Source organism: Spirosoma fluminis, from assembly GCF_054778895.1.
The window spans coordinates 447,802-466,465 of record NZ_BAAGZD010000004.1; the positions used below are offsets into that span (position 1 = coordinate 447,802).

Annotated in this window: 22 protein-coding genes; 12 read left to right on the forward strand and 10 right to left on the reverse strand. The window is 51.7% G+C overall.

Features of this window, described 5'->3' with window-relative positions:
* Positions 1–22: 22 nt before the first annotated feature.
* From ACYVBJ_RS07355 to ACYVBJ_RS07370, 4 genes are all read left to right on the forward strand, one after another.
* Positions 23–2,053, forward strand: coding sequence for a sialate O-acetylesterase (locus ACYVBJ_RS07355; protein WP_460981649.1), 2,031 nt, complete (start codon positions 23–25; stop codon positions 2,051–2,053).
* 72 nt (positions 2,054–2,125) lie between these two features.
* Positions 2,126–3,658: a glutamine-hydrolyzing GMP synthase gene (gene guaA, locus ACYVBJ_RS07360; RefSeq protein ID WP_460981650.1), complete on the forward strand. Its 1,533-nt coding sequence runs from the start codon at positions 2,126–2,128 to the stop codon at positions 3,656–3,658.
* 264 nt (positions 3,659–3,922) lie between these two features.
* A complete protein-coding gene (locus tag ACYVBJ_RS07365) occupies positions 3,923–4,261 on the forward strand; it encodes a two-component regulator propeller domain-containing protein (RefSeq protein WP_460981651.1) in 339 nt (112 codons plus the stop codon).
* Between the two features lie 58 nt (positions 4,262–4,319).
* A complete protein-coding gene (locus tag ACYVBJ_RS07370; protein WP_460981652.1) occupies positions 4,320–5,411 on the forward strand; it encodes a hypothetical protein in 1,092 nt (363 codons plus the stop codon).
* Between the two features lie 183 nt (positions 5,412–5,594).
* On the opposite strand, the gene ACYVBJ_RS07375 is transcribed toward ACYVBJ_RS07370, so the two are convergent.
* From ACYVBJ_RS07375 to pdxR, 7 genes are all read right to left on the reverse strand, one after another.
* The gene (locus ACYVBJ_RS07375) at positions 5,595–6,197 is read right to left on the reverse strand and encodes a MarR family winged helix-turn-helix transcriptional regulator (protein ID WP_460981653.1); all 603 of its coding nucleotides are present in this window, start codon (positions 6,195–6,197) and stop codon (positions 5,595–5,597) included.
* The gene (locus ACYVBJ_RS07380) at positions 6,198–6,461 is read right to left on the reverse strand and encodes a hypothetical protein (RefSeq protein WP_460981654.1); all 264 of its coding nucleotides are present in this window, start codon (positions 6,459–6,461) and stop codon (positions 6,198–6,200) included.
* On the reverse strand, positions 6,458–6,700 hold the full coding sequence (locus ACYVBJ_RS07385) for a hexameric tyrosine-coordinated heme protein (RefSeq protein ID WP_460981655.1): 243 nt from the start codon (positions 6,698–6,700) through the stop codon (positions 6,458–6,460). The genes ACYVBJ_RS07380 and ACYVBJ_RS07385 overlap by 4 nt, the downstream gene beginning before the upstream one ends.
* 24 nt (positions 6,701–6,724) lie before the next feature.
* Positions 6,725–7,489 (reverse strand): hypothetical protein, encoded by a 765-nt coding sequence (locus ACYVBJ_RS07390; RefSeq protein WP_460981656.1) that lies wholly within the window; start codon positions 7,487–7,489, stop codon positions 6,725–6,727.
* A 72-nt stretch (positions 7,490–7,561) separates the two neighbouring features.
* Positions 7,562–7,822 (reverse strand): DUF2024 family protein, encoded by a 261-nt coding sequence (locus tag ACYVBJ_RS07395; protein WP_460981657.1) that lies wholly within the window; start codon positions 7,820–7,822, stop codon positions 7,562–7,564.
* A gap of 22 nt (positions 7,823–7,844) precedes the next feature.
* A complete protein-coding gene (locus ACYVBJ_RS07400) occupies positions 7,845–8,432 on the reverse strand; it encodes a protoglobin domain-containing protein (RefSeq protein ID WP_460981658.1) in 588 nt (195 codons plus the stop codon).
* Positions 8,433–8,539: 107 nt separating this feature from the next.
* Complete coding sequence (pdxR, locus tag ACYVBJ_RS07405; protein WP_460981659.1) at positions 8,540–9,982, reverse strand: MocR-like pyridoxine biosynthesis transcription factor PdxR; 1,443 nt, start codon at positions 9,980–9,982, stop codon at positions 8,540–8,542.
* A 125-nt stretch (positions 9,983–10,107) separates the two neighbouring features.
* Between pdxR and ACYVBJ_RS07410 the strand changes: the two genes are divergently transcribed.
* The 3 genes from ACYVBJ_RS07410 (at position 10,108) to ACYVBJ_RS07420 (ending at position 11,908) form a co-directional block, all read left to right on the forward strand.
* Positions 10,108–10,584, forward strand: a complete 477-nt coding sequence (locus ACYVBJ_RS07410; RefSeq protein WP_460981660.1) for a cupin domain-containing protein — start codon at positions 10,108–10,110, stop codon at positions 10,582–10,584.
* Between the two features lie 48 nt (positions 10,585–10,632).
* The gene (locus ACYVBJ_RS07415) at positions 10,633–11,517 is read left to right on the forward strand and encodes a dihydrodipicolinate synthase family protein (RefSeq protein WP_460981661.1); all 885 of its coding nucleotides are present in this window, start codon (positions 10,633–10,635) and stop codon (positions 11,515–11,517) included.
* Between the two features lie 76 nt (positions 11,518–11,593).
* Positions 11,594–11,908 carry a hypothetical protein gene (locus ACYVBJ_RS07420; protein ID WP_460981662.1) on the forward strand — a complete coding sequence of 105 codons (315 nt, stop codon included), beginning with the start codon at positions 11,594–11,596 and terminating at the stop codon, positions 11,906–11,908.
* A gap of 349 nt (positions 11,909–12,257) precedes the next feature.
* Here ACYVBJ_RS07420 and ACYVBJ_RS07425 read toward each other — a convergent pair whose 3' ends face one another.
* Positions 12,258–13,490, reverse strand: coding sequence for a PQQ-dependent sugar dehydrogenase (locus ACYVBJ_RS07425; RefSeq protein ID WP_460981663.1), 1,233 nt, complete (start codon positions 13,488–13,490; stop codon positions 12,258–12,260).
* Positions 13,491–13,847: 357 nt separating this feature from the next.
* On the opposite strand from ACYVBJ_RS07425, the gene ACYVBJ_RS07430 reads away from it, so the two are divergent.
* From ACYVBJ_RS07430 to ACYVBJ_RS07440, 3 genes are all read left to right on the forward strand, one after another.
* Complete coding sequence (locus ACYVBJ_RS07430; RefSeq protein ID WP_460981664.1) at positions 13,848–14,486, forward strand: Crp/Fnr family transcriptional regulator; 639 nt, start codon at positions 13,848–13,850, stop codon at positions 14,484–14,486.
* A gap of 92 nt (positions 14,487–14,578) precedes the next feature.
* Positions 14,579–14,947 carry a nuclear transport factor 2 family protein gene (locus tag ACYVBJ_RS07435; RefSeq protein WP_460981665.1) on the forward strand — a complete coding sequence of 123 codons (369 nt, stop codon included), beginning with the start codon at positions 14,579–14,581 and terminating at the stop codon, positions 14,945–14,947.
* Between the two features lie 43 nt (positions 14,948–14,990).
* Positions 14,991–15,482 carry a DoxX family protein gene (locus ACYVBJ_RS07440; protein ID WP_460981666.1) on the forward strand — a complete coding sequence of 164 codons (492 nt, stop codon included), beginning with the start codon at positions 14,991–14,993 and terminating at the stop codon, positions 15,480–15,482.
* Between the two features lie 87 nt (positions 15,483–15,569).
* On the opposite strand, the gene ACYVBJ_RS07445 is transcribed toward ACYVBJ_RS07440, so the two are convergent.
* Positions 15,570–16,124 (reverse strand): DinB family protein, encoded by a 555-nt coding sequence (locus ACYVBJ_RS07445; protein ID WP_460981667.1) that lies wholly within the window; start codon positions 16,122–16,124, stop codon positions 15,570–15,572.
* Positions 16,125–16,424: 300 nt separating this feature from the next.
* Complete coding sequence (locus tag ACYVBJ_RS07450; protein ID WP_460981668.1) at positions 16,425–16,754, reverse strand: YtxH domain-containing protein; 330 nt, start codon at positions 16,752–16,754, stop codon at positions 16,425–16,427.
* 479 nt (positions 16,755–17,233) lie between these two features.
* Here ACYVBJ_RS07450 and ACYVBJ_RS07455 point away from each other — a divergent pair, with 479 nt between their 5' ends.
* Entirely contained in the window at positions 17,234–17,650 is a 417-nt protein-coding gene (locus ACYVBJ_RS07455; RefSeq protein ID WP_460981669.1) for a YsnF/AvaK domain-containing protein, read from the forward strand.
* 54 nt (positions 17,651–17,704) lie between these two features.
* Positions 17,705–18,637 (forward strand): DUF2382 domain-containing protein, encoded by a 933-nt coding sequence (locus tag ACYVBJ_RS07460; protein WP_460981670.1) that lies wholly within the window; start codon positions 17,705–17,707, stop codon positions 18,635–18,637.
* Positions 18,638–18,664: the final 27 nt, after the last annotated feature.

The following is an 18,664-nucleotide window of genomic DNA, read 5'->3' on the forward strand; positions in this document are numbered from 1 at the left end:
GAGATTTTTACAACTAGCCCTCTTGTTAACTTTAGTTGGACCTCTGGTTGGCAGAGGGCAGGGCACCGTGCTGCTCGATCAGTGGCCCGCGCGGCTTCAGTTATATCCGCGTGATCAGGCCAATCAATGCAGTATTGGCATTGCCGGGCGGGCACCTACTCAGGAAGTAAAGGCGGTTTCGCTGGTCGTTCTCCGGAGTCAGCAGCCCTATCGCTACGAACGGGTCAAGGTCGACTCGCTGACCGGGCGGTTTGCGCTAAACCCCGTTATCAACTCGGAATTAAGTGAGTATAGTTTTCGGCTCTTTGCGCACCGCGCGACGGACTCCCTGCAAATAGCGTTTCGCGACAGTATTGTCTGTGGCGATGTGTTCCTGATTATGGGCCAGTCGAACGCAGTGGGGCGGTTTGATGCCAACGCGTATCGCAATGAGTTTTGCCGCACCTTCGGCGTCAACAACGGCGAGGTGGTGTATAATCCCGCCGATACGGCCTGGTGCCTGACCAATACGTCGGAAGGAGCGAATAGTTTATGGGGCGTAGAGCTGCAGCGCCTGATTACAACCCACCACGGCATTCCAACCGCCGTGATCAACGGAGCCGCCGGGTCAACATCTATCTTCAACCACGCGGCCCGCGACCCCGATCAACCAGCAACCATCAATAACCTGTATGGGCGGCTGCTGTACCGGGCCCGCAAGGCGGGCGTTGCCGACCGGGCTAAAGCCATGATCTGGCGGCAGGGCGAAGCCGAAGCCGCCAACGAACCCCAGGCGTATGAGCAGACGTTTCCGCGGCTGTATGGGTACTGGAAGCAGGATTACCCCGGTCTGGCCAAAGTGTACCACGCGCAGCTTAATTTACTGGTAGAGAACAAGATCGGCGCGGGCGCATTACGGGATTTTCAGCGCCGGTCGAAAAGCTTGTTTCCCAATAACGAACCCATTGCGACGGTCGGCCTGCCCGGTTATCAGGGTATTCATTACAATGAGATCGGGTATCGGCAGTTTGGTCTGGAACTGTATCGCCTGATCGCCCGTGACTTCTACGTAACGGCGGACACAAGCAACATCAGCTCGCCGAATGTTCAGCGGATTTTTTACAGCACCCCCGAGCAGAACGAGATCGTGCTGGAGTTTGAACCGGGTCAGGTGATGCGCTGGCCCGCCGATACGGTTATTCTGAACCCGGCGAACGGGACCCGCTTCTCCCAAAGCCTGTCCAATTTCGTGTATACTGATTACCCTTACGGCGAAAGCAGCCTGATCAAATCAGTTACCGAGCAGGGCAATCGACTGATTCTGAAACTGACAAAATCCATTACAGCCAAAACGCTGACGTACATGCCATCATATTACCAGGATCGGGAGATTGGGTACTACGTCGGCCCTTTGATCAAGAACCGCCGGGGGATGCGGGCGCTGACGTTCTACCAGGTGCCCATTGCGGCTCCGCTGCCCGTAGCGGCCGATTTGCGCGCTACGCCAGTCGATACTAGCGCGATCAAGCTGATCTGGAACGAGAAGTCCGAAGGGGTGGAGCAGTGGCTGATTGAACGGGCGGATACGGCCGATGCCTTTCGGCAACTGGCGCGGGTGCCGGGTTCTGCTACGTCGTACGATGATCAGCGATTGACCAACGGGAACGATTCACTCCGAATTGGGAAAGTGTATAAATACCGGATCCGGTCGACCGGCAGCCGGGCGGAGGCTCCGTATTCTCCCGTCGTGACGGCCTCGCTGCAACTGGTACTGAGTACGCCCGCCCTGGAACCGCTCAGCGATGAGCCCGCCAGCAACCCGGCAGCCCTGGTATATCCGAATCCGGCCCGCGATCAGGTTCGGGTACGTTTGCCTATCGACTGGAACGGCGACTCGGTTCTGCTGACCCTGACCGACGAAACCGGCGCGTTGGTTTTACGGCGTACCGACCGGCCCCCGGTTGGCTCATCGACGCTGACGTTCTCGGTGTCCGGGTTGCCGGTTGGCTCGTATGTGCTGTCGTTACAGTACCGCAATGGAGGGGTGCAATGCAGGCTGCTCGTTGAGCATTGAGCTTGCCCGTTGGGCTATTGGGTGAAGAGTGTATCGAAAAATGCCCTAACTTTGCATTTTAGAGACCTATTCATGGCCACCGAACAGATTCTGATTCTGGATTTTGGTTCGCAGTACACCCAACTCATTGCCCGCCGGGTACGCGAACTGAACGTTTACTGCGAAATCCATCCGTACAATCACATTCCCGAGATTAGTGCTAACGTAAAGGGCATCATCTTATCCGGCAGCCCGTCGTCCGTCCGTGACGCTGATGCTCCGCTGGTTCATTTAGCCGCTTTCCGTCATAAAATGCCGCTGCTGGGCGTTTGCTACGGAGCCCAGCTGCTGGCGCATACGAGTGGGGGCGAAGTGGCCCCTTCGTCGATCCGCGAGTACGGACGTGCCAAACTCGGCACAGTTAACGCCGAAAATCCGCTGCTGAAAGGCATAGACCCGCATTCGCAGGTGTGGATGTCGCACGCGGACACCATCACAAGCGTACCGGAACAGTTTAAGGTCATTGCCTCAACCGATACAGTCCACGTAGCGGCTTTTGCCGTTGATGGCGAACCGACCTACGGCATTCAGTTCCACCCCGAAGTAACTCACTCGCTACAGGGTAAAATGCTGCTGCATAACTTCGTCGTTGACATCTGCGGCTGTTCCCAAAACTGGACCGCCGAATCCTTCGTCGATACCACGGTTGCGCAGCTCAAAGAAAAATTAGGCGACGACAAAGTCGTGCTTGGCTTATCGGGCGGGGTCGACTCCTCGGTAGCAGCCATGCTCATTCACCAGGCCATCGGCAAAAATCTGTACTGCATTTTTGTCGACAACGGCGTATTACGTAAAGATGAGTTCTCGGGCGTACTGGAGTCGTACAAGACATTGGGCCTGAACGTAAAAGGCGTTGATGCGAAAGAGCAGTTCTATACCGCCTTGGCCGGACTGTCTGATCCGGAAGCGAAACGGAAAGCCATCGGCAAAACCTTTATCGATGTTTTCGACCACGAAGCCCACCTGATCGAGGGCGTATCCTGGCTCGGGCAGGGTACCATTTATCCGGATGTCATTGAGTCCGTATCGGTTAAAGGACCTTCGGCTACCATCAAGTCGCACCATAACGTAGGCGGTCTGCCTGACTTTATGAAGCTCAAGGTCGTTGAACCGCTGAATACGTTGTTTAAAGATGAGGTACGTTCGGTGGGCCGAACGCTGGGTTTACCCGAGGCTATTCTGGGTCGCCATCCGTTCCCCGGTCCTGGCTTAGCCATTCGTATCTTAGGCGATGTAACTCCCGAAAAAGTCGAAATTCTCCAGCAGGTAGATGCCTTATTCATTGATGGTCTCAAGCGCGATGGGCTATACGATAAAGTCTGGCAGGCCGGGGCGATGCTGCTGCCGGTGCAGTCCGTAGGGGTTATGGGCGACGAACGGACGTACGAGCGAGTCGTTGCCTTGCGGGCCGTAACCAGCGTCGACGGTATGACCGCCGACTGGGCGCATTTGCCCTACGAGTTCCTGGCCAATATATCGAATGAGATCATTAACCGGGTTAAAGGCGTGAACCGCGTGGTGTACGATATTTCCTCTAAACCGCCAGCCACGATTGAATGGGAATAACGAGCGCTGTACAGCACGTTACGTACCCAAGATATTCAATTGCAATGCAACAGGAGATGGCTCACGCCATCTCCTGTTGCGTTTTAAGCAAGCTCCAAACGTAATGGCTACCCTCATTGAATAATGATCGGCTTGTTAATCCTCTGCGACTGATTGCGGTTTGTGCGTCATTCGGATTGAGTACGTAACAACTCATACTCATTTTGTTGCAGTTCAGCGTACGAAAGCAAAACTTTAAGGTATCTATCCCACTGCTTTATCGCTATGAACGCCTTGACGCTACCTGCTTTTCGGACCATAAGCGTGGCGAAATGGCTGAAGGTAGCCGGGGTGAGCTGGCTTCTGACCTGGGTAGGCGTTGTCAGCGAGCAGGATCGCCTGACGCAATTTGAAGTCCGGCATATTCAGGAGAAAGACGGTCTATCGTTTAACACCGTAAGCTGTTTCCTACAGGACCGCGACGGTTTTTTGTGGATTGGAACGTTCGACGGCCTCAACCGCTACGATGGCAACAACTTTACGCACTTCAAAAATCGGCGGGGTGATCCGGGTACGTTGCTCAATACTCTGTCTCTGGCGGCCGAAGCGAAACCGATGAGGTAATTTCCTTTGCTCGGCAGGCCCAACAGCCGCACTTTTGACGTGAAGTAATCATACAACCATGCTTGGGTATATCTTTTTTACAATTACCACCTTATTCTACGTCGGTCTGGCCTTGCTTACAGCCTCTAAACCGTCTATGAGTGGCGACAATGGAATGGGCTACGGCCTTGTACTGGCTTTTTTAGGACTGGGCTTTGCGGTCAGCAGCCTGGTCTTAACCCTGACGATTTCGGCCAGAAGTGGATTTAACTGGCTAGCCACTGACGCTGGCTTACGGACGGGTGCGGTATTTGCGTGCTGGTTATTTGTGGTCATAACCATATTTTTCTGCGCTGTTTTCAAATGGGAGTGGCACAGTACCGATGACAACACCTACCCTCCGTTTCTGCACGGGATCGCGGTGTGGCACGGCCAGCTTTGGATTCCGCTGCTGTGGTTAGCGGCCTGCTTTTTTGCTCTCAACCCGAATTGGCAGACCAGCTTTCCGCCCACTCTGTTCAAGCTTTTCTTTTTTGCTGCGTTCGGCACCAGCGCTCTGTACAGTGGCGGGTTGGCACTAGGGTACGTACGGGAGTCGGCCCGGAACTCGGAACGGGAACTGGCCGCCCGGAACGAGCAGGAGAAACGATGGCATCAGGAAACCCTGGATTTTATTGCTACTCAGAAGCCCGAAGACCCTATCATTAATCTATTGGGGCATACAAACCGGTTTCAGGAGGAGGCTATTCGTCAGGCGGCTATTGCCAAAATCAAAGCGCACCCCAACTGGGAGTCTGAACTTCTGGCACTTTTAAAAAACCAAAGGACGTACCGGGAAGTGTATTATTTTCTGGATGGCAACTCTGTTAGTCGACCAAAGGAGTTTGCGGAGGCACTCAATGAGAGCATTGGGTGGATGGCCTCAGCCATAGCTGCCGATATTCGGGACAGCAATAACCTGCAAAACTGGAGCTTCGATATGTACGGTATTGAACGGGTGCTGCGGGCCATTGACGAACAGTTTCAGGAACAGGGCGTCAACTTTTACCCAAACGTTCTGAAACTCCAGCAGGCGCTGAATACAACCCCTCCAGAACAGTTTAAAGGCGTCCGATTTACCGTAGCGGACGTAGTGGACGGGTGGTTGAGGGCCTATAAGCAGCGTTCGTAAGTCGTAATAGGAACGTACCGTCCGCGTTAAAGGAACGTGGGGAGTAACCTAAGCAGACGGTTTCGGGACATTATAGATGAGTGGGGAGTTGGGCCAAGTCTGATCGTTGAAAGTCTAAGTCAGCCGTTTCATTCGGGTACGTATTGCCAGATTAATTGCTGCCCAAAACCTTGTATCAGTGATTTAAAGCAGGGTATGTTCCGGGCAGTCCAGCCGGAGCAGATCCGCTTCCAGCGGTATTTTCAATAAGCCACAGTAATGAATCTGCCCGTCAAACCGGTAGTGCTTACAGGTCTTGCACATTCGCTGCACCGTAATCAGACCGCGTTGGTGTAGTCCGTAGATGAGCGTAAACAAGCTTTCGTAAAGTAATGTCTTCTGCTCGCCAGTCAACTGTCCTACCAACTCGCTCAGAATGTTAGCGAAACCACTCGTCTGATCGACAATTCGTTGTCCCGCCGGGGTTAGCTGCAAACTGTGACTACGGCTGTCGGTGGGATCGACGATCCGCGCGACCAGCTCTTTCTGAACCAGCACCTTCACGGCATCACTAATGGTCGGCTTGGTTAAGTTGAACTCGGCGGCCAAATACCCGATTTTGCATTTGGCCGGGTCATGAAAAGCCAGAAACAGAAGTAGTTGAATCTGAATCGGACTTAGGCCGGTTTCGCGGCTCTGTTGCCAGAGCAGTGTACGGAACACTTCACCCAGTCGTTCCAGCCCCGCCACAATCTTGGCATCGACCGAGCTGTTTTGTCGGCCTAAGTCAAAAACAGAATCATCCATTCAGCAATCGCAGGTTTCACAGTAAGGCGCGTAGCCTTCGTACTGGGGCGCAAATTCCCCTCCGGCACTAACCAGTTTGGGTAAGGGAACTCGATCCCCCGTTGAGAGAACGACCATCGGGTCATTGCCCTCCGTAGTCAGGCTTATAACGAGCGCATTCAGGGTAATCAGCTCGTGAAGCTCGGTAAAATATTGGACTTTTACATAGCTTCGCCTTCTCACCAGGTCTTTCAAATACGTGCGATACGCAGTTGAGTCGTTCATTTCGATTGCCAATAGTTATTTGCCGCTGCAATAGTGGCGAATTCGGTGGCGACGGTCTGTCCAATGGCGATCAGCATCATCGCGTCATTGGCATATACGTCCCGGAGTTGAATTCGTTTCTGCTCATCGGGCTGGGTTGCCTTGATGATGAGCCGGGCCATTTTGATGGCTAGTTGCCGACCTTCTTCCGGGGTGGGCGTTAGCAGACTGTTGTTGGGAATCAGGGTGATCGTGTCCATGGTAAAGCTGTATAACGTAGTGAGTTATTTTTTTGCTGTAACCGTATACGGTAAGGTCAACTTACCCGACAGCACGGTGTATACCGCATACACCCCAAGCGTAGGTTTGGACGCTGATGTTTCATGATTGGCATGATCGCCCCCCATATTCATTTCCAGGTAACAGCTTACCGCATCAAACTTGAAATCCTTCTGATTGTTAACCCGATAAGCCGGAACTCCCATCCGAATTGCGTTACCGCGCGTCACCACATTGTAGCCCGGCGAATCGAAATACATCGGCACACCCGGCGCAGTTTTAGGTAAGGTAACAGCCTTATCTTCTTTCCTGAACTCCTTCACACTCAAACCGCCCGGTACCCGGCTGTCTTTGGTCAGTACAACCCAGTGTGGGTGCCAGACTACGCCGTCGTTGTCGAAAATGCCGTCGTTATTCTCGTCCCAAAGCGGAGTGTCGTCCATATCGGGGTGAGACGTAAGACCCATCGCTACAATACCTTCGGTATTGGAAAAGCCTACATCGGTCGGTTTGAGCGTCGTTGGAAATACGTAGGCCAGAACGGGCGCGCCATTCATGCTGCCTACACCTTTGGGCACTGTGCGGCCGGCGGCTCCTTCCACCTTCATCTCGAAAATAAGCATATCCAGCGTGTTGTCGTAGACAATGCTAGCCGATTTGATGTTGAAATCGGCGTTATTATAGGCCGTAGCGGGCTTGTGGGTTTGAGCCGTTACCGCTGAAGCTGTCAGCACAAAGGCGAACAGCGTTGCTTTTAGTGATGTATACATGGACTAAGTTGATTAGTAAACGAAAACTTTTTGACTGAGAAAAATGGGGACTGCCAGGGAGTTGACGAATGGTCAGCAGCCCTGCATTTCAATGATGTGAAAGCCCTGACTAGCGATGCTTTCCTGCATTGCCTCGGTAGCCTCTTCAATGTGACAAAAGCGGCACTCTCTTGCCGTTAGTGGCTGCCCAGCCTGGCCTTTGGTCGCCAAATAAGCTTGCCCATATTCATGGATCGTTGCCTGGCTGGTTAATGCAGATGGCACCAGAATATCAAAGTGCATGATCGCCCCGTCGGTACGGGTAACGTAGGTATCATAAACAGAAACTTGCATAGTTTGAGAGAGTTAGCGATTATTAAAATTCTTCGGGATAAACGTAGGGATGGCTCCATAGCACGGCTGTAAGCGTAACGGCTTTGAACCAGGCGGCATGCATACCGGCTACAGTGTCGGCATCATGCCCTTTGGCCGCCAGAAAATCCTTCATAGTAAGTGTAAGGGGTACGATGAAGGCCAGGATGTACCGCAGATGAATGATTGGTTCGGCTTTGGCGTCATCCGTTTGATTTTTCTTGATCGAATGATGACGAAGGGCGATCTCCTGCTGATAGGCCAGCCAGGCTTCGTCGTAAGGGCGAGTACAGGTATCTGTAATCCACTGACCAAACCGCTTTCGAACGGCTGCCAGGTAGTGTGCGTCGGGCTGACCTTGCTGGCCAAAGTAACGTAGCAGGTGCGGGTGGCTACCCACGAAGCCATACCAGACGTCTAGAATAGCCTCGGTCTGATCGGCCAATACGTCACCAGCCAGCCGCAGCAGGCGCGCATCATCCTCAGTAAACAAGACAGTTTGTTTCAACAGGGCCAGTTCCTCAACAGAAATTGGCGATGTAAGGGGTTGCCGCCCAAAGATGTACCCTGGTATTGTGTTTTGATCGCTCATGATAGAGTCAGTTAAAATCCGACACAAATTTAATTAGGAATCCTAACTAAATATAAAAATGGTATATTTTATTTATCAATAGGGTATCGACAAAATCTATCAGATGACTAAAGGCGATCTAATGCGGTTTTTATAGCGCGAATACCTTCTTCCATTTCCTCTGTAGTTAAGGAAGCAAAACCTAACCGTAAGGCATTAAGCGGTTGGTCATCAAACGAAAAGCGGTTTGTATCAATGAAACTTACTCCCTGAATGGCTAGCTGATGTCGAAGGGGCACCAGATCGAGCGATTGACGAAAAGGAACCCAGTAGGCTAGTCCCCCATCGGGAGGGTAAACATCTACGCGATCATTAAGATAGTGATGAAGCAGATCGCCCATTGCCCGGTGCCGTTCCCGATAAATCGATAAGGCACGACGGGCATGTTTCTGAATTTCGCCTGTTTCCATTAGCCCGGCCACTGCCTGTTCCAGCACCACATCGCCCTGCCGGTCAATAATTGAGCGCAGTCGGGCCATTGCCTGGATCAACGACGATGAACCTGTCATAAAGCCAATCCTGACCGCCGGCGCAATCAATTTACTCAGCGATCCAATATACACGACTGGCTCGCTGGCTTCGTAGCTAGCCAGGGGTAAGGGGCTTTTAACTCCGTAATGAAAATCGTGGTCATAGTCATCCTCAATAAGGGTAAACCCGTACCGTTCGCGGAGCTCCAGTAAGGTCAGCCGACGATGCGCTTTCAAGGTGACTGTAGTAGGGAATTGGTGTTGGGGCGTTACGAGCAGCGCCTTCACCCGATGTCGCTGGCAAAGCGCTTCCACCTGATCAACAACAAGGCCAGACTTATCAACAGGTACTGGCATCAGCCTGGCCCCGGCTTGGCGAAAAGCGTCCCAGGCCGGCGCGTAGCCTGGATTCTCAACCAACACGGTATCACCGGGTTCGAGCAGCGTCATGGCCGTTAAGTAGAGCGCCATCTGACTGCCTCGGGTAATAAGGATAGAGTCGGGAGCAACACGAATTCCCCGGTGCAGGGCCAGCATCGTAGCTATACTTTGACGGAGTCGTTCATCTCCCTGTTCACTACTGTAGCCCATCAGCCGCCAGCGAGCCTTCTGGTTAAAAATGCGCCGGTACGCCTGGGCCAGTTGATCCAGCGGAGCCAATCGCACGTCAGGAATGCCATCGGAGAAAATGATTCGGGGTACTATACCCACTGATGAAGGGGAAAGGGGCAAATCCGATGGGCGAAGGAGGGGCGGCTGATGGGCGGGAACCAATTTAGCTGATGCAGCGGGCGGTTGGGGTAATTGCCCCGAAACAAACGTTCCACTTTTGTCGCGGCTTATAATCCAGCCCTCCGAAAGGAGTTGCTCATAGGCCATGACGACTGTTTTTCGATTGACCGCCAGTTGCTTGGCCAAGCGTCGACTACCTGGTAGGGCGCTATTGGGAGCAAGTCTCCCCCGTTTAACTTCTTCCCGCAAATAATCAGCAATCTGCAGGTAAATGGGTTGGTCTCCTTCCCAATCCAGAGAAAGGTTCAATATCCAAGGTCGTAACTGGCCCATGTAAGTTTATGAAAACTGGATGGCAATGCTGGTCCAAAGATACGACACTTTTGCATCGTCATCCAGCAAAACGGATGGCAGACCAACTAAAAGCAACACACATGGAAACACTGCATTCACCCGAAAAAAACGAGATATTCTCGTCGAATGATTTTCACAAAACGTATGCACGGCCTCAGTTTCGGCGCCCCGATAAGCTGATTCACCGCAATGTCGAACAGGCTGGCGAACACAACCAGTTCTCAACGGAGCGGAAGCACCCAGTCTTCTTTGTTGACCTGCCCACTAAAAACGTTAGCATGACTATCGGTGGTCTGCTGCCGGACCAGTTGACCAACCGGCACCGGCATACCTACGAAACCGTACTGTACGTACTAGAGGGCAAAGGCTGGACCGAGATTGAAGGTGAACGCGTTGAGTGGCAAGCTGGCGACGCTGTTTACATTCCGTCCTGGGCCTGGCACCGCCATCAGAATACCAGCTCGACCGAACCGGCCAGATATCTGGCGTGTGAGAACGCACCCCAGTTGCAAAACTTAGGTGTCGCCCTGCGCGAAGAAGAAGGACGCGATCTATAAATTCACCCGGCCGGGGTAATGATGCTCCGGCCATTTTTTACCTCTTTCATGACGAACGTACCTTTTCACGGCGTTATCGCTTATCCAATCACCCCGTTCGACCAGGCGGGCAAAGTTGATCTCGATTTATTCAAATCGCTGGTCGAACGGCTGGTCGTTACCGGGTCACATGGTATTGCTCCCCTGGGCAGTACCGGCGTGTTGCCCTACCTAACTGATGAAGAAAAAGAAGCCCTAACCGAAGCGACGATGCAGCAGGTTAATGGCCGGGTGCCAGTGTTGGTGGGCGTTTCTAACCTGACTACAGAACGCACCGTCTACCACGCTCAGTTCGCCGAACGGGCCGGTGCGACCGCCGTCATGATCATTCCTATGAGTTACTGGCGGCTAACCGACGACGAGATCGTTACTCACTACGATACCGTGGCTAAGGCCATCTCCATTCCCATTATGGCCTATAACAACCCAGCCACTGGCGGGGTAGATATGTCACCGGCCCTCCTGAAACGGCTGCTGCGCATTCCGAACATCACTATGATTAAGGAAAGCACCGGTGATGTGCAACGAATGCACTACCTGCGTCGACAACTGGGCGAGGAAGTTGCTTTCTACAACGGCTCGAATCCACTCGCCCTGGCAGCTCTGGCGGCCGGAGCACGCGGATGGTGTACAGCGGCACCCAATCTGATTCCGGGGCTGAACATCCAACTTTATGACGCGTTTCAACGGGGGCAGTGGAGCAAGGCTCAGCAGGCTTTTTATCAGCAATTTGATCTGCTCCAGTTCATTGTTCAGAAAGGCTTGCCCCGAGCCATTCAAGCTGGCCTGGATCTACAAGGGGTTGACGGAGGTGAACTACGAGCCCCGTTAGCCAAGCTCACGGTTGAAGAGAAGGCTCAGTTAAATACCGTACTAACTGCCTGTATGGACTAATATAAATCAGGCTGGGACCGGTTCCCCTGGCGGTCCTGGCCCATTCTCCATTTATAATTAAAACCAAGACATAACCATGAGCCAGATCAAACCTAATATCACTAGTCCTTTGGAACTAGTGCTGCGCCTGGCGGTTGCAACCTACCTGGTCGTTGGAATTTTGTACTTTGAGTGGATGGCGCTGGTGTTTGTCCCTTTCTACATATTATCGACCTCACTAGCCGGCTATGACCCTTTAAAAGAGGGCTGGTTTGCTTTACGCCAACGCATTGCTAACCGCCGGACGCACGTAATTAAATCTTCCGCTAAGAAACCCGTTGCTCCGGTAAGCAAGGTGGTCTCCGCTATATTGACCCGTCAGTCTTCGACTTCTACCGTTTATGGTCACTGATGAGCTGTTACGGATGAAGAAAGCCGACGAAACCTGCGTAATTCTGACAAGTTATACAAAGGGCTTGTGAACGGGTCGATCGTCGTCTATATAAGGTACAATTGCTATGAGCGACGAAAACCGTGCCGGTGGAGAAGGTGCGCGGGGCACTGGAAGCTGGTGAATGCTTATTGAGTGAGAACAAGATTCAGGAAGCACGGAACAAGCAACAGGCTTTACTGGCCGATAAGAGGCTCAAAAAACTTTGTCTTTTGAGCCTCTTATCGGCCAGTTTAAAACGCCCGACAGGGATCGAAACGTTTTTGGTGCCTGCTCTGCTTATCAGGCACCAAAAAGACTATACCTGCAATTACTTTTTAAAGACGCGATACAACCGCCCCTGATCGGTGACAGCGTAGAGCGCACCGTCCTTGCCCTGCGTTACGTCCCTGAACCGCTGGTAATCGCCCGCCAGCAGTCGTTCTTCGCCAACTACTTTATCGTTCTCGATGACCAGCCGGGCGATGTGCATCCCGCTCAGTGAGCCAACAAAGAGATTATTTTTCCACTCCGGAATGGCATCACTGGTGTAGAACGTCATGCCGCTGGGCGACACAACCGGGTCCCAATAATAGACCGGCTGTTCGAGCCCTTCTTTCTGTTGAATGCCTTCGCCTACTTTTTCACCGCTGTATTCAATACCATATGTAATGGTAGGCCAGCCATAGTTCTTTCCGGGCTTCACCAGATTCAGTTCATCCCCACCTCGTGGGCCGAATTCAGCCTCCCACAGATCGCCCGTTACCGGATGAAGAGCCAGGCTCTGTACATTCCGGTGGCCGTACGAATACAACTCAGGTCTGGCATCGGCCTGGCCCGCAAATGGATTGCCCGAAGCGGGTTTGCCTTCTTTGGTGATGCGAATTACTTTACCCAATCCCGAGTTAATGGACTGGGCTTGCGGACGGGTCACCTTGTCGGAACGCTCGCCGGTGCTGATCAGCAGGTTACCCGATGGATCGATCAGGATTCGGCCGCCATAATGCAGGGTGCCTTTATACGCTGGAGTGGCCCGGTAAATGACCGTTGCGCCTTCAATCTTGGTTTCATCCGCCGATAATTTCCCCTTCGCCACAGCTGTCAGATTGCCCTCGGGTAGTGGCTCGGAGAATACCCAGTACACCATGCGATTTGTTGCAAAATCAGGATCGACCCGAACGCCTAACAGTCCGCCCTGGCCAGCCGGGTTAACCTTTGGCAGGCCCGTAATCGGGCCGCTTACCTTACCGGCCGGGGTGGCGATACGCATCGTTCCTTCTTTCTCAGTGATGAGCAGTCGACCATCGGGCAGGCTGGTGATGCCCCACGGACTTTTCAGCGCTTCCGACAACACCTTGCCTTCGTAAGGTGTGGCCGATTTGATACCGGCAATTCGGGTCTGGCCCGCAAATGCGGGTTTATAGGCTGAATTGGGCTCTTTAGTCTCCACAGACGGCAAATCTGCCGTCTGAGCAGACGCTGCCGTATTGGTAGACGCACTTTGACCACAAGCTGTTAACGCCAGTGAGCTGCCCGCCAGAATGAATAAAAATTTGTTTGCCATAACTACTTCAGTGATTTGATAATAAACGCAGATACAGGTTGGCTTTTACTGCACCAGACAAACTTACAAAGTATACGACCATAAACGGATAATTTATTGGGGTCAACTCTGTTTTGCCGAAGACGAATTCAGACGGGAACCTTTCTGTATCTGATACGTAATGGCCGAAAATTCCAAGTCGGATTATTGCAGGCGTCCGGTCATCTACCAGTGCAGTCCAGATCAGGCCGTACTGGCCGTATTGGCCTTGTTCGATCCGGGTAATCGGGTTTTCAACCGACAACGTATCGTACGCATCAGACTGTTTTTGAACTGCGTTTCTGTATTCTTCCTGCCAGAACGAAAAACTAAAAACGAGTGCTAACTTTAAAACCGTTCGCGATCCGTTTTTTATCGAATTTCCTGCCCGCTATGTACGACGCCATTCTTGCTCACGTAAGCCAGTTTATTGACCTTACGCCCGACGAAGCAACTACGTTTACGTCCCTGCTACGGTATAAGCTCCTGCGGAAACGCCAGTACCTGGTTCAGGCGGGCGACGTCTGCCGATACGACTCCTTCGTGGTAAAGGGTTGTCTGCGTACGTATTTTGTCGATGAGCGGGCTAACGAGCACGTCGTGCAGTTTGCCGTTGAAAACTGGTGGGCGGGTGATTTGTGCAGTTTTCTGACGCAGTCACCCGCGGCCTATAATACCGATGCGCTCGAAGATGCCGAACTCCTGCAAATCGATCATGCATCGCTGGAAACGTTGTATGAGCGCGTCCCCAAGTTCGAGCGGTTCTTCCGGATTCTCACGCAGCGGGCCTTCGTAGCCGCCGAGCAGCGGGTTATTGCGACTATCAGCCAGACGGCCGAAGAACGGTATCGGCACTTTCTGAACCAGTATCCGGGTCTTGATCAACGCGTACCGCAGCATTTAATCGCTTCCTACCTGGGCTTTACACCGGAGTTCCTGAGCCGGATCCGTCGGCAGATGGTCACCCGAAAATCTTGAACTAGGTCAATACGATTTCCTAAACCAGGTCAAGGCACCCTGCCAGGTGGGTGCCGTAGCTTTGTGTTGTCAAATAACTGATAAACAACACCATGGAAAAACTATTGACTACGATCAACACCCTGAACAGCCTTGTGCTTGAGGGGCAGGCTATGGAAGCGTTTGAGCGGTACTACGACGAGGACGTCGTGATGCAGGAAAACGCTTTGCCGCCTACGGTGGGTAAAGCCGCTAACCGCCAGCGCGAACAGCATTTCTTTGCCAGCATAACCGACTTACGCACGATTCGCGTACTCGACGTAGCTGCTGGCGATAACGTAACGATGGTCGTTTGGCAGTACGATTACACGCACAACGAATGGGGACGTAAAGATTACACGCAGGTGTCGGTGCAGCACTGGCGCGACGGCAAGATTGTGCGCGAACAGTTTTTCTACGATCCACTACCCACGCAGAACTAACGTTCACCAACCCCGTTCCTTGAACCGTAAACGACAAAAAACAATGTTACAACGACTCATATATACCAACAATAGCTTTGTAGGAATTTTGCTTCGCATACCTCTCGGTGTTGTTATGCTTTATCATGGTCTGCAAAAGACCGCAGGCTGGTTCAGCGGTTATGGCTTCAGCGGCACTATGCAGTTCTTTACCGAAACCCTGCACCTGCCCTGGATCATAGGATTTCTGACGATTGTGATTGAAACCCTGGGGGCCGTGAGCTTACTAATTGGTTTTTTAGGCCGCCTGAATGCGCTGGGAACTTTTGCCGTTATGCTCGGGGCCATGCTGACCACTCACCTGCCATTCGGCTTTTCGATGAACTGGTTTGGTAATCAACCGGGGGAGGGCTACGAGATGGATTTGCTTATTTTCGGTATGAGTCTGGCCCTGGTACGTATCGGGAGTGGTCGGTATTCCGTAGATCGGCTGCTGACTAAAACTGCACAGACCAACCCCAAACACACCCGTTCAGACGCTATAGCAACGTATTGATTAGATATGCGTACTAATTGAGTGGGCGTTACGTACTGACTATTCCATCAATACGTAACGCCCGCTCATTCATGTCCAACGAATGGACTAGAACAGTTTCTCATTCGGGGGTTTAATACCCTTCATGCGGATGTAGATGGTCGTTTGGCCACGGTGGTGCGTTTGGTGCTCAAACTCTTTGGCAAACGCCGTTTCGCGCGTCATATCCCGTCCGAATACTTTCACGCTCTCACCGAGTTGGGCGTCGGTCATCGATTTTAAGGCGTCGATAGTAAAATCGTAACTCTCCAGAACGACTTTGGTCAGTGCGGCTTTCGTTTTGAACTCGTCCAGCTTTTCCAGGTTTTTGCCCTGATACGGGTTGGCTTTGCCGCTGGCTGCGGAGGCAATGTTGAAGTTGCCGTTGGCCAGGTGAAGCATCTGCTCCGCAAAGCTGCGGATCTCGGCGGTAGGTTTATAGCCTACTCCATCTTCGGGCATGGCATCCAGATATTCTTTGGTGTATTCTTTTGCCCGCTGCCACTCAGCCACCATCTGCGAAACGGTAACGGTTGATGGTTTTTTAGCGGCTTGTCCGGTCAGGTGACTCAACGACAGCAGAACGGCTGTCAGAAGCAGACCAAAGGTTGTTTTGATTGACATGGTAGGAGTTGTTTTTCGATTTGTCTGCTAAAGTAAACAAATCACCCGCACCAAAACCCAACCTGTATAATTAGTTTAATAGCCTTCGACAAACGCTCGGTTCCGGATGGTGGGGGCCAGGCAGTACATACGTATCAAAAACAAAAGCCGGAACGATAGCTCCGGCCTTTGTAGTGCTGCGTCTTAAATGGCGCTGGTAAATTAGTCAATAACGTTGAGTGAGATCGTAATCTGACCCTGTCCAGCTGGGGCAGGGGTATTCTTCAGTGTGTTGAGTAAATCAGAAAGCACTTGGTTGAATTAGAACGCACCATCGGTATGGTATACGCCTGATTCTACAGGATCATTGTTCGTATTGTTGGTCTTAGATCCGTTTGCCGCTTGTTGGGCCTGGTCTTTGAATTCATTGACTTTCTCCTGGGCCTGACCAACGTACTGGTTAACCTGACTTTTTACTTGTTCGTATCCGTCTTTGACTTGGGCTACGTTTTTGTTCCACTGATCCTGAAGATCCTTCGAACGCTTGTTAGCCTCGTCCGTTAACTTGTCGCGTGTTTCTTTACCGCTTCTTGGGGCTGTCAAGTAGCCGACTGCTAAGCCTGCTAGAATGCCTGTCACGAAACCTTTCATAGTTGTAAGCGTTTTAGTTAGTTCTGAGAACGCTATCAGTTTAGTCAAAACCGTGCCAGTTCAAATATTTATACGCAAGTATTTGATTATCAGTCATAAAACTTTTAGCTGAAAACTCATAGTTGGCAAAAAACATGGGCAATCCTGAGTATTTATCTCTACAACTTGCTTACGCTTGCCTTACCCGTAACACTTAAGTATTGTATAGGTCAGCGCCAACATTCTGAGCCCCCGGTGCGAGAAAATAAGCTGTCTGTAAAATCAGCGTGGGGATAAACTCAATTCTAAAGTTTTATGAAAATATAATATTCCAAGGAAATTAGGGTGGCATACACGTATCGGGAAAATAGACTACTTAATATGTAGAATATATTATACAAATCGGCTTGGCTTGATCTGCTAATACGCAGACAATCAGCAGTTGGACCGGTATTTGATCTATTCGGCAGCAACAGCACTAGCTGACCTCAATACTACGTATGAACTTGACCCCACAATTTTCGGAACAGGAAGAGCCCCATGATCAGCCTCAGCAAGTGATCACTCCCGTTTTTGAAGAACAGGTGCACATTGATAAGCGTATTGTTGAGACCGGCCAGGTAACGATTGTTAAAAAGGTGCACGAAAAACAGCAGGCGATTGAAGTACCTGTTGTACACGAGAACGTTCGCGTTGAACGCGTTCCTATTAACCAGTACGTCGATTCGGCTCCCCCTGTTCGGCAGGAAGGCGAGACAATGATTATTCCGGTTATCCAGGAGGTACTGATAACGGAGAAGAGGCTACTGCTGGTTGAAGAGGTGCACGTAACCAGAGAACGAACGGAAGAACGCGACATCCGGCAAGTGACGCTTCGTCAGGAAGAAGTTCACATTGAACGGACGTCAAATTCCTGAAACGCAATTACCAATGCAGAGTACATAGTTTTCAAACTAACAAACCACAAGACAATGGCACAACAAACAGTAATCGGCGTATTTGACAGCGCAGCAGAAGCGCAACGAGCGGTGGACCAATTGGTTAGCAGTGGTTTCTCACGCGATAGTATTGATCTGTCAGCCCAGACTACTTCAGATTACAGTGATAGCTCGACGCAGGTAGACCGCGACGATGATCACAATAGTGGAATTGGTGGGTTTTTTAGTTCATTGTTCGGTGGGGACGATGATGACAACACCCGGAAATATACCAGTGTAGCTGAACGGGGGTCTGTTGTAACGGTTCATGCGCAGTCGGAGGATGAAGCGGAACGGGCCGCCGACCTGCTCGATGAGTATGGTGCCGTCGACATTGACGAACGGGCAAACCAATACGGTACGTCATCCTACAATACCACCTTGTCGGATGCTACAGCCGGCTATACAACAGGCAGCGTAGCGGACACAACGGATTACGTTGATACGACTGACACGACGAATCGTCTCGCCGACACAGGCAGAGATCAGACCATTAAAGTAATACAGGAAAACCTGGAAGTAGGCAAACGCGAAGTTGAACGCGGTGGCGTTCGGGTACGGAGCCGGATCATCGAACGACCCGTGGAAGAAAGTCTGCGGTTACGCGAAGAGCGGGTTCGCATTCAGCGGACACCCGTAAACCGTCCGGCAACCGCGGCTGATCTGGATGCGTTCCAGGAAGGTCAAATTCAGGTAACTGAACATGCCGAAGTACCCGTAGTTTCGAAAACGGCCAACGTCGTGGAAGAGATTTCGGTCGGCAAAGAAGTAAACGAACGCGTAGAAACCATCCGTGATACCGTTCGCAATACGGACGTGGAAGTCGAGAATATCGGCACTACCGATCAGACGTTAGGAACAGACCACACTACGTTTGATGACGACGATCTGACCGACAATACCAGTACGTCGTACACAAATCGGTAAGCAATAATAACGTAACGCACTACAATG

Bases quoted from the DNA above. Each gene is read 5' to 3' on its own strand.
- guaA (WP_460981650.1), top strand. From the start codon at position 2,126: ATGGCCACCGAACAGATTCTGATTCTGGATTTTGGTTCGCAGTACACC.
- ACYVBJ_RS07365 (WP_460981651.1), top strand. From the start codon at position 3,923: ATGAACGCCTTGACGCTACCTGCTTTTCGGACCATAAGCGTGGCGAAA.
- ACYVBJ_RS07370 (WP_460981652.1), top strand. From the start codon at position 4,320: ATGCTTGGGTATATCTTTTTTACAATTACCACCTTATTCTACGTCGGT.
- ACYVBJ_RS07375 (WP_460981653.1), bottom strand. From the start codon at position 6,197: ATGGATGATTCTGTTTTTGACTTAGGCCGACAAAACAGCTCGGTCGAT.
- ACYVBJ_RS07380 (WP_460981654.1), bottom strand. From the start codon at position 6,461: ATGAACGACTCAACTGCGTATCGCACGTATTTGAAAGACCTGGTGAGA.
- ACYVBJ_RS07385 (WP_460981655.1), bottom strand. From the start codon at position 6,700: ATGGACACGATCACCCTGATTCCCAACAACAGTCTGCTAACGCCCACC.
- ACYVBJ_RS07390 (WP_460981656.1), bottom strand. From the start codon at position 7,489: ATGTATACATCACTAAAAGCAACGCTGTTCGCCTTTGTGCTGACAGCT.
- ACYVBJ_RS07395 (WP_460981657.1), bottom strand. From the start codon at position 7,822: ATGCAAGTTTCTGTTTATGATACCTACGTTACCCGTACCGACGGGGCG.
- ACYVBJ_RS07400 (WP_460981658.1), bottom strand. From the start codon at position 8,432: ATGAGCGATCAAAACACAATACCAGGGTACATCTTTGGGCGGCAACCC.
- ACYVBJ_RS07410 (WP_460981660.1), top strand. From the start codon at position 10,108: ATGGAAACACTGCATTCACCCGAAAAAAACGAGATATTCTCGTCGAAT.
- ACYVBJ_RS07415 (WP_460981661.1), top strand. From the start codon at position 10,633: ATGACGAACGTACCTTTTCACGGCGTTATCGCTTATCCAATCACCCCG.
- ACYVBJ_RS07420 (WP_460981662.1), top strand. From the start codon at position 11,594: ATGAGCCAGATCAAACCTAATATCACTAGTCCTTTGGAACTAGTGCTG.
- ACYVBJ_RS07425 (WP_460981663.1), bottom strand. From the start codon at position 13,490: ATGGCAAACAAATTTTTATTCATTCTGGCGGGCAGCTCACTGGCGTTA.
- ACYVBJ_RS07435 (WP_460981665.1), top strand. From the start codon at position 14,579: ATGGAAAAACTATTGACTACGATCAACACCCTGAACAGCCTTGTGCTT.
- ACYVBJ_RS07440 (WP_460981666.1), top strand. From the start codon at position 14,991: ATGTTACAACGACTCATATATACCAACAATAGCTTTGTAGGAATTTTG.
- ACYVBJ_RS07445 (WP_460981667.1), bottom strand. From the start codon at position 16,124: ATGTCAATCAAAACAACCTTTGGTCTGCTTCTGACAGCCGTTCTGCTG.
- ACYVBJ_RS07450 (WP_460981668.1), bottom strand. From the start codon at position 16,754: ATGAAAGGTTTCGTGACAGGCATTCTAGCAGGCTTAGCAGTCGGCTAC.
- ACYVBJ_RS07455 (WP_460981669.1), top strand. From the start codon at position 17,234: ATGAACTTGACCCCACAATTTTCGGAACAGGAAGAGCCCCATGATCAG.
- ACYVBJ_RS07460 (WP_460981670.1), top strand. From the start codon at position 17,705: ATGGCACAACAAACAGTAATCGGCGTATTTGACAGCGCAGCAGAAGCG.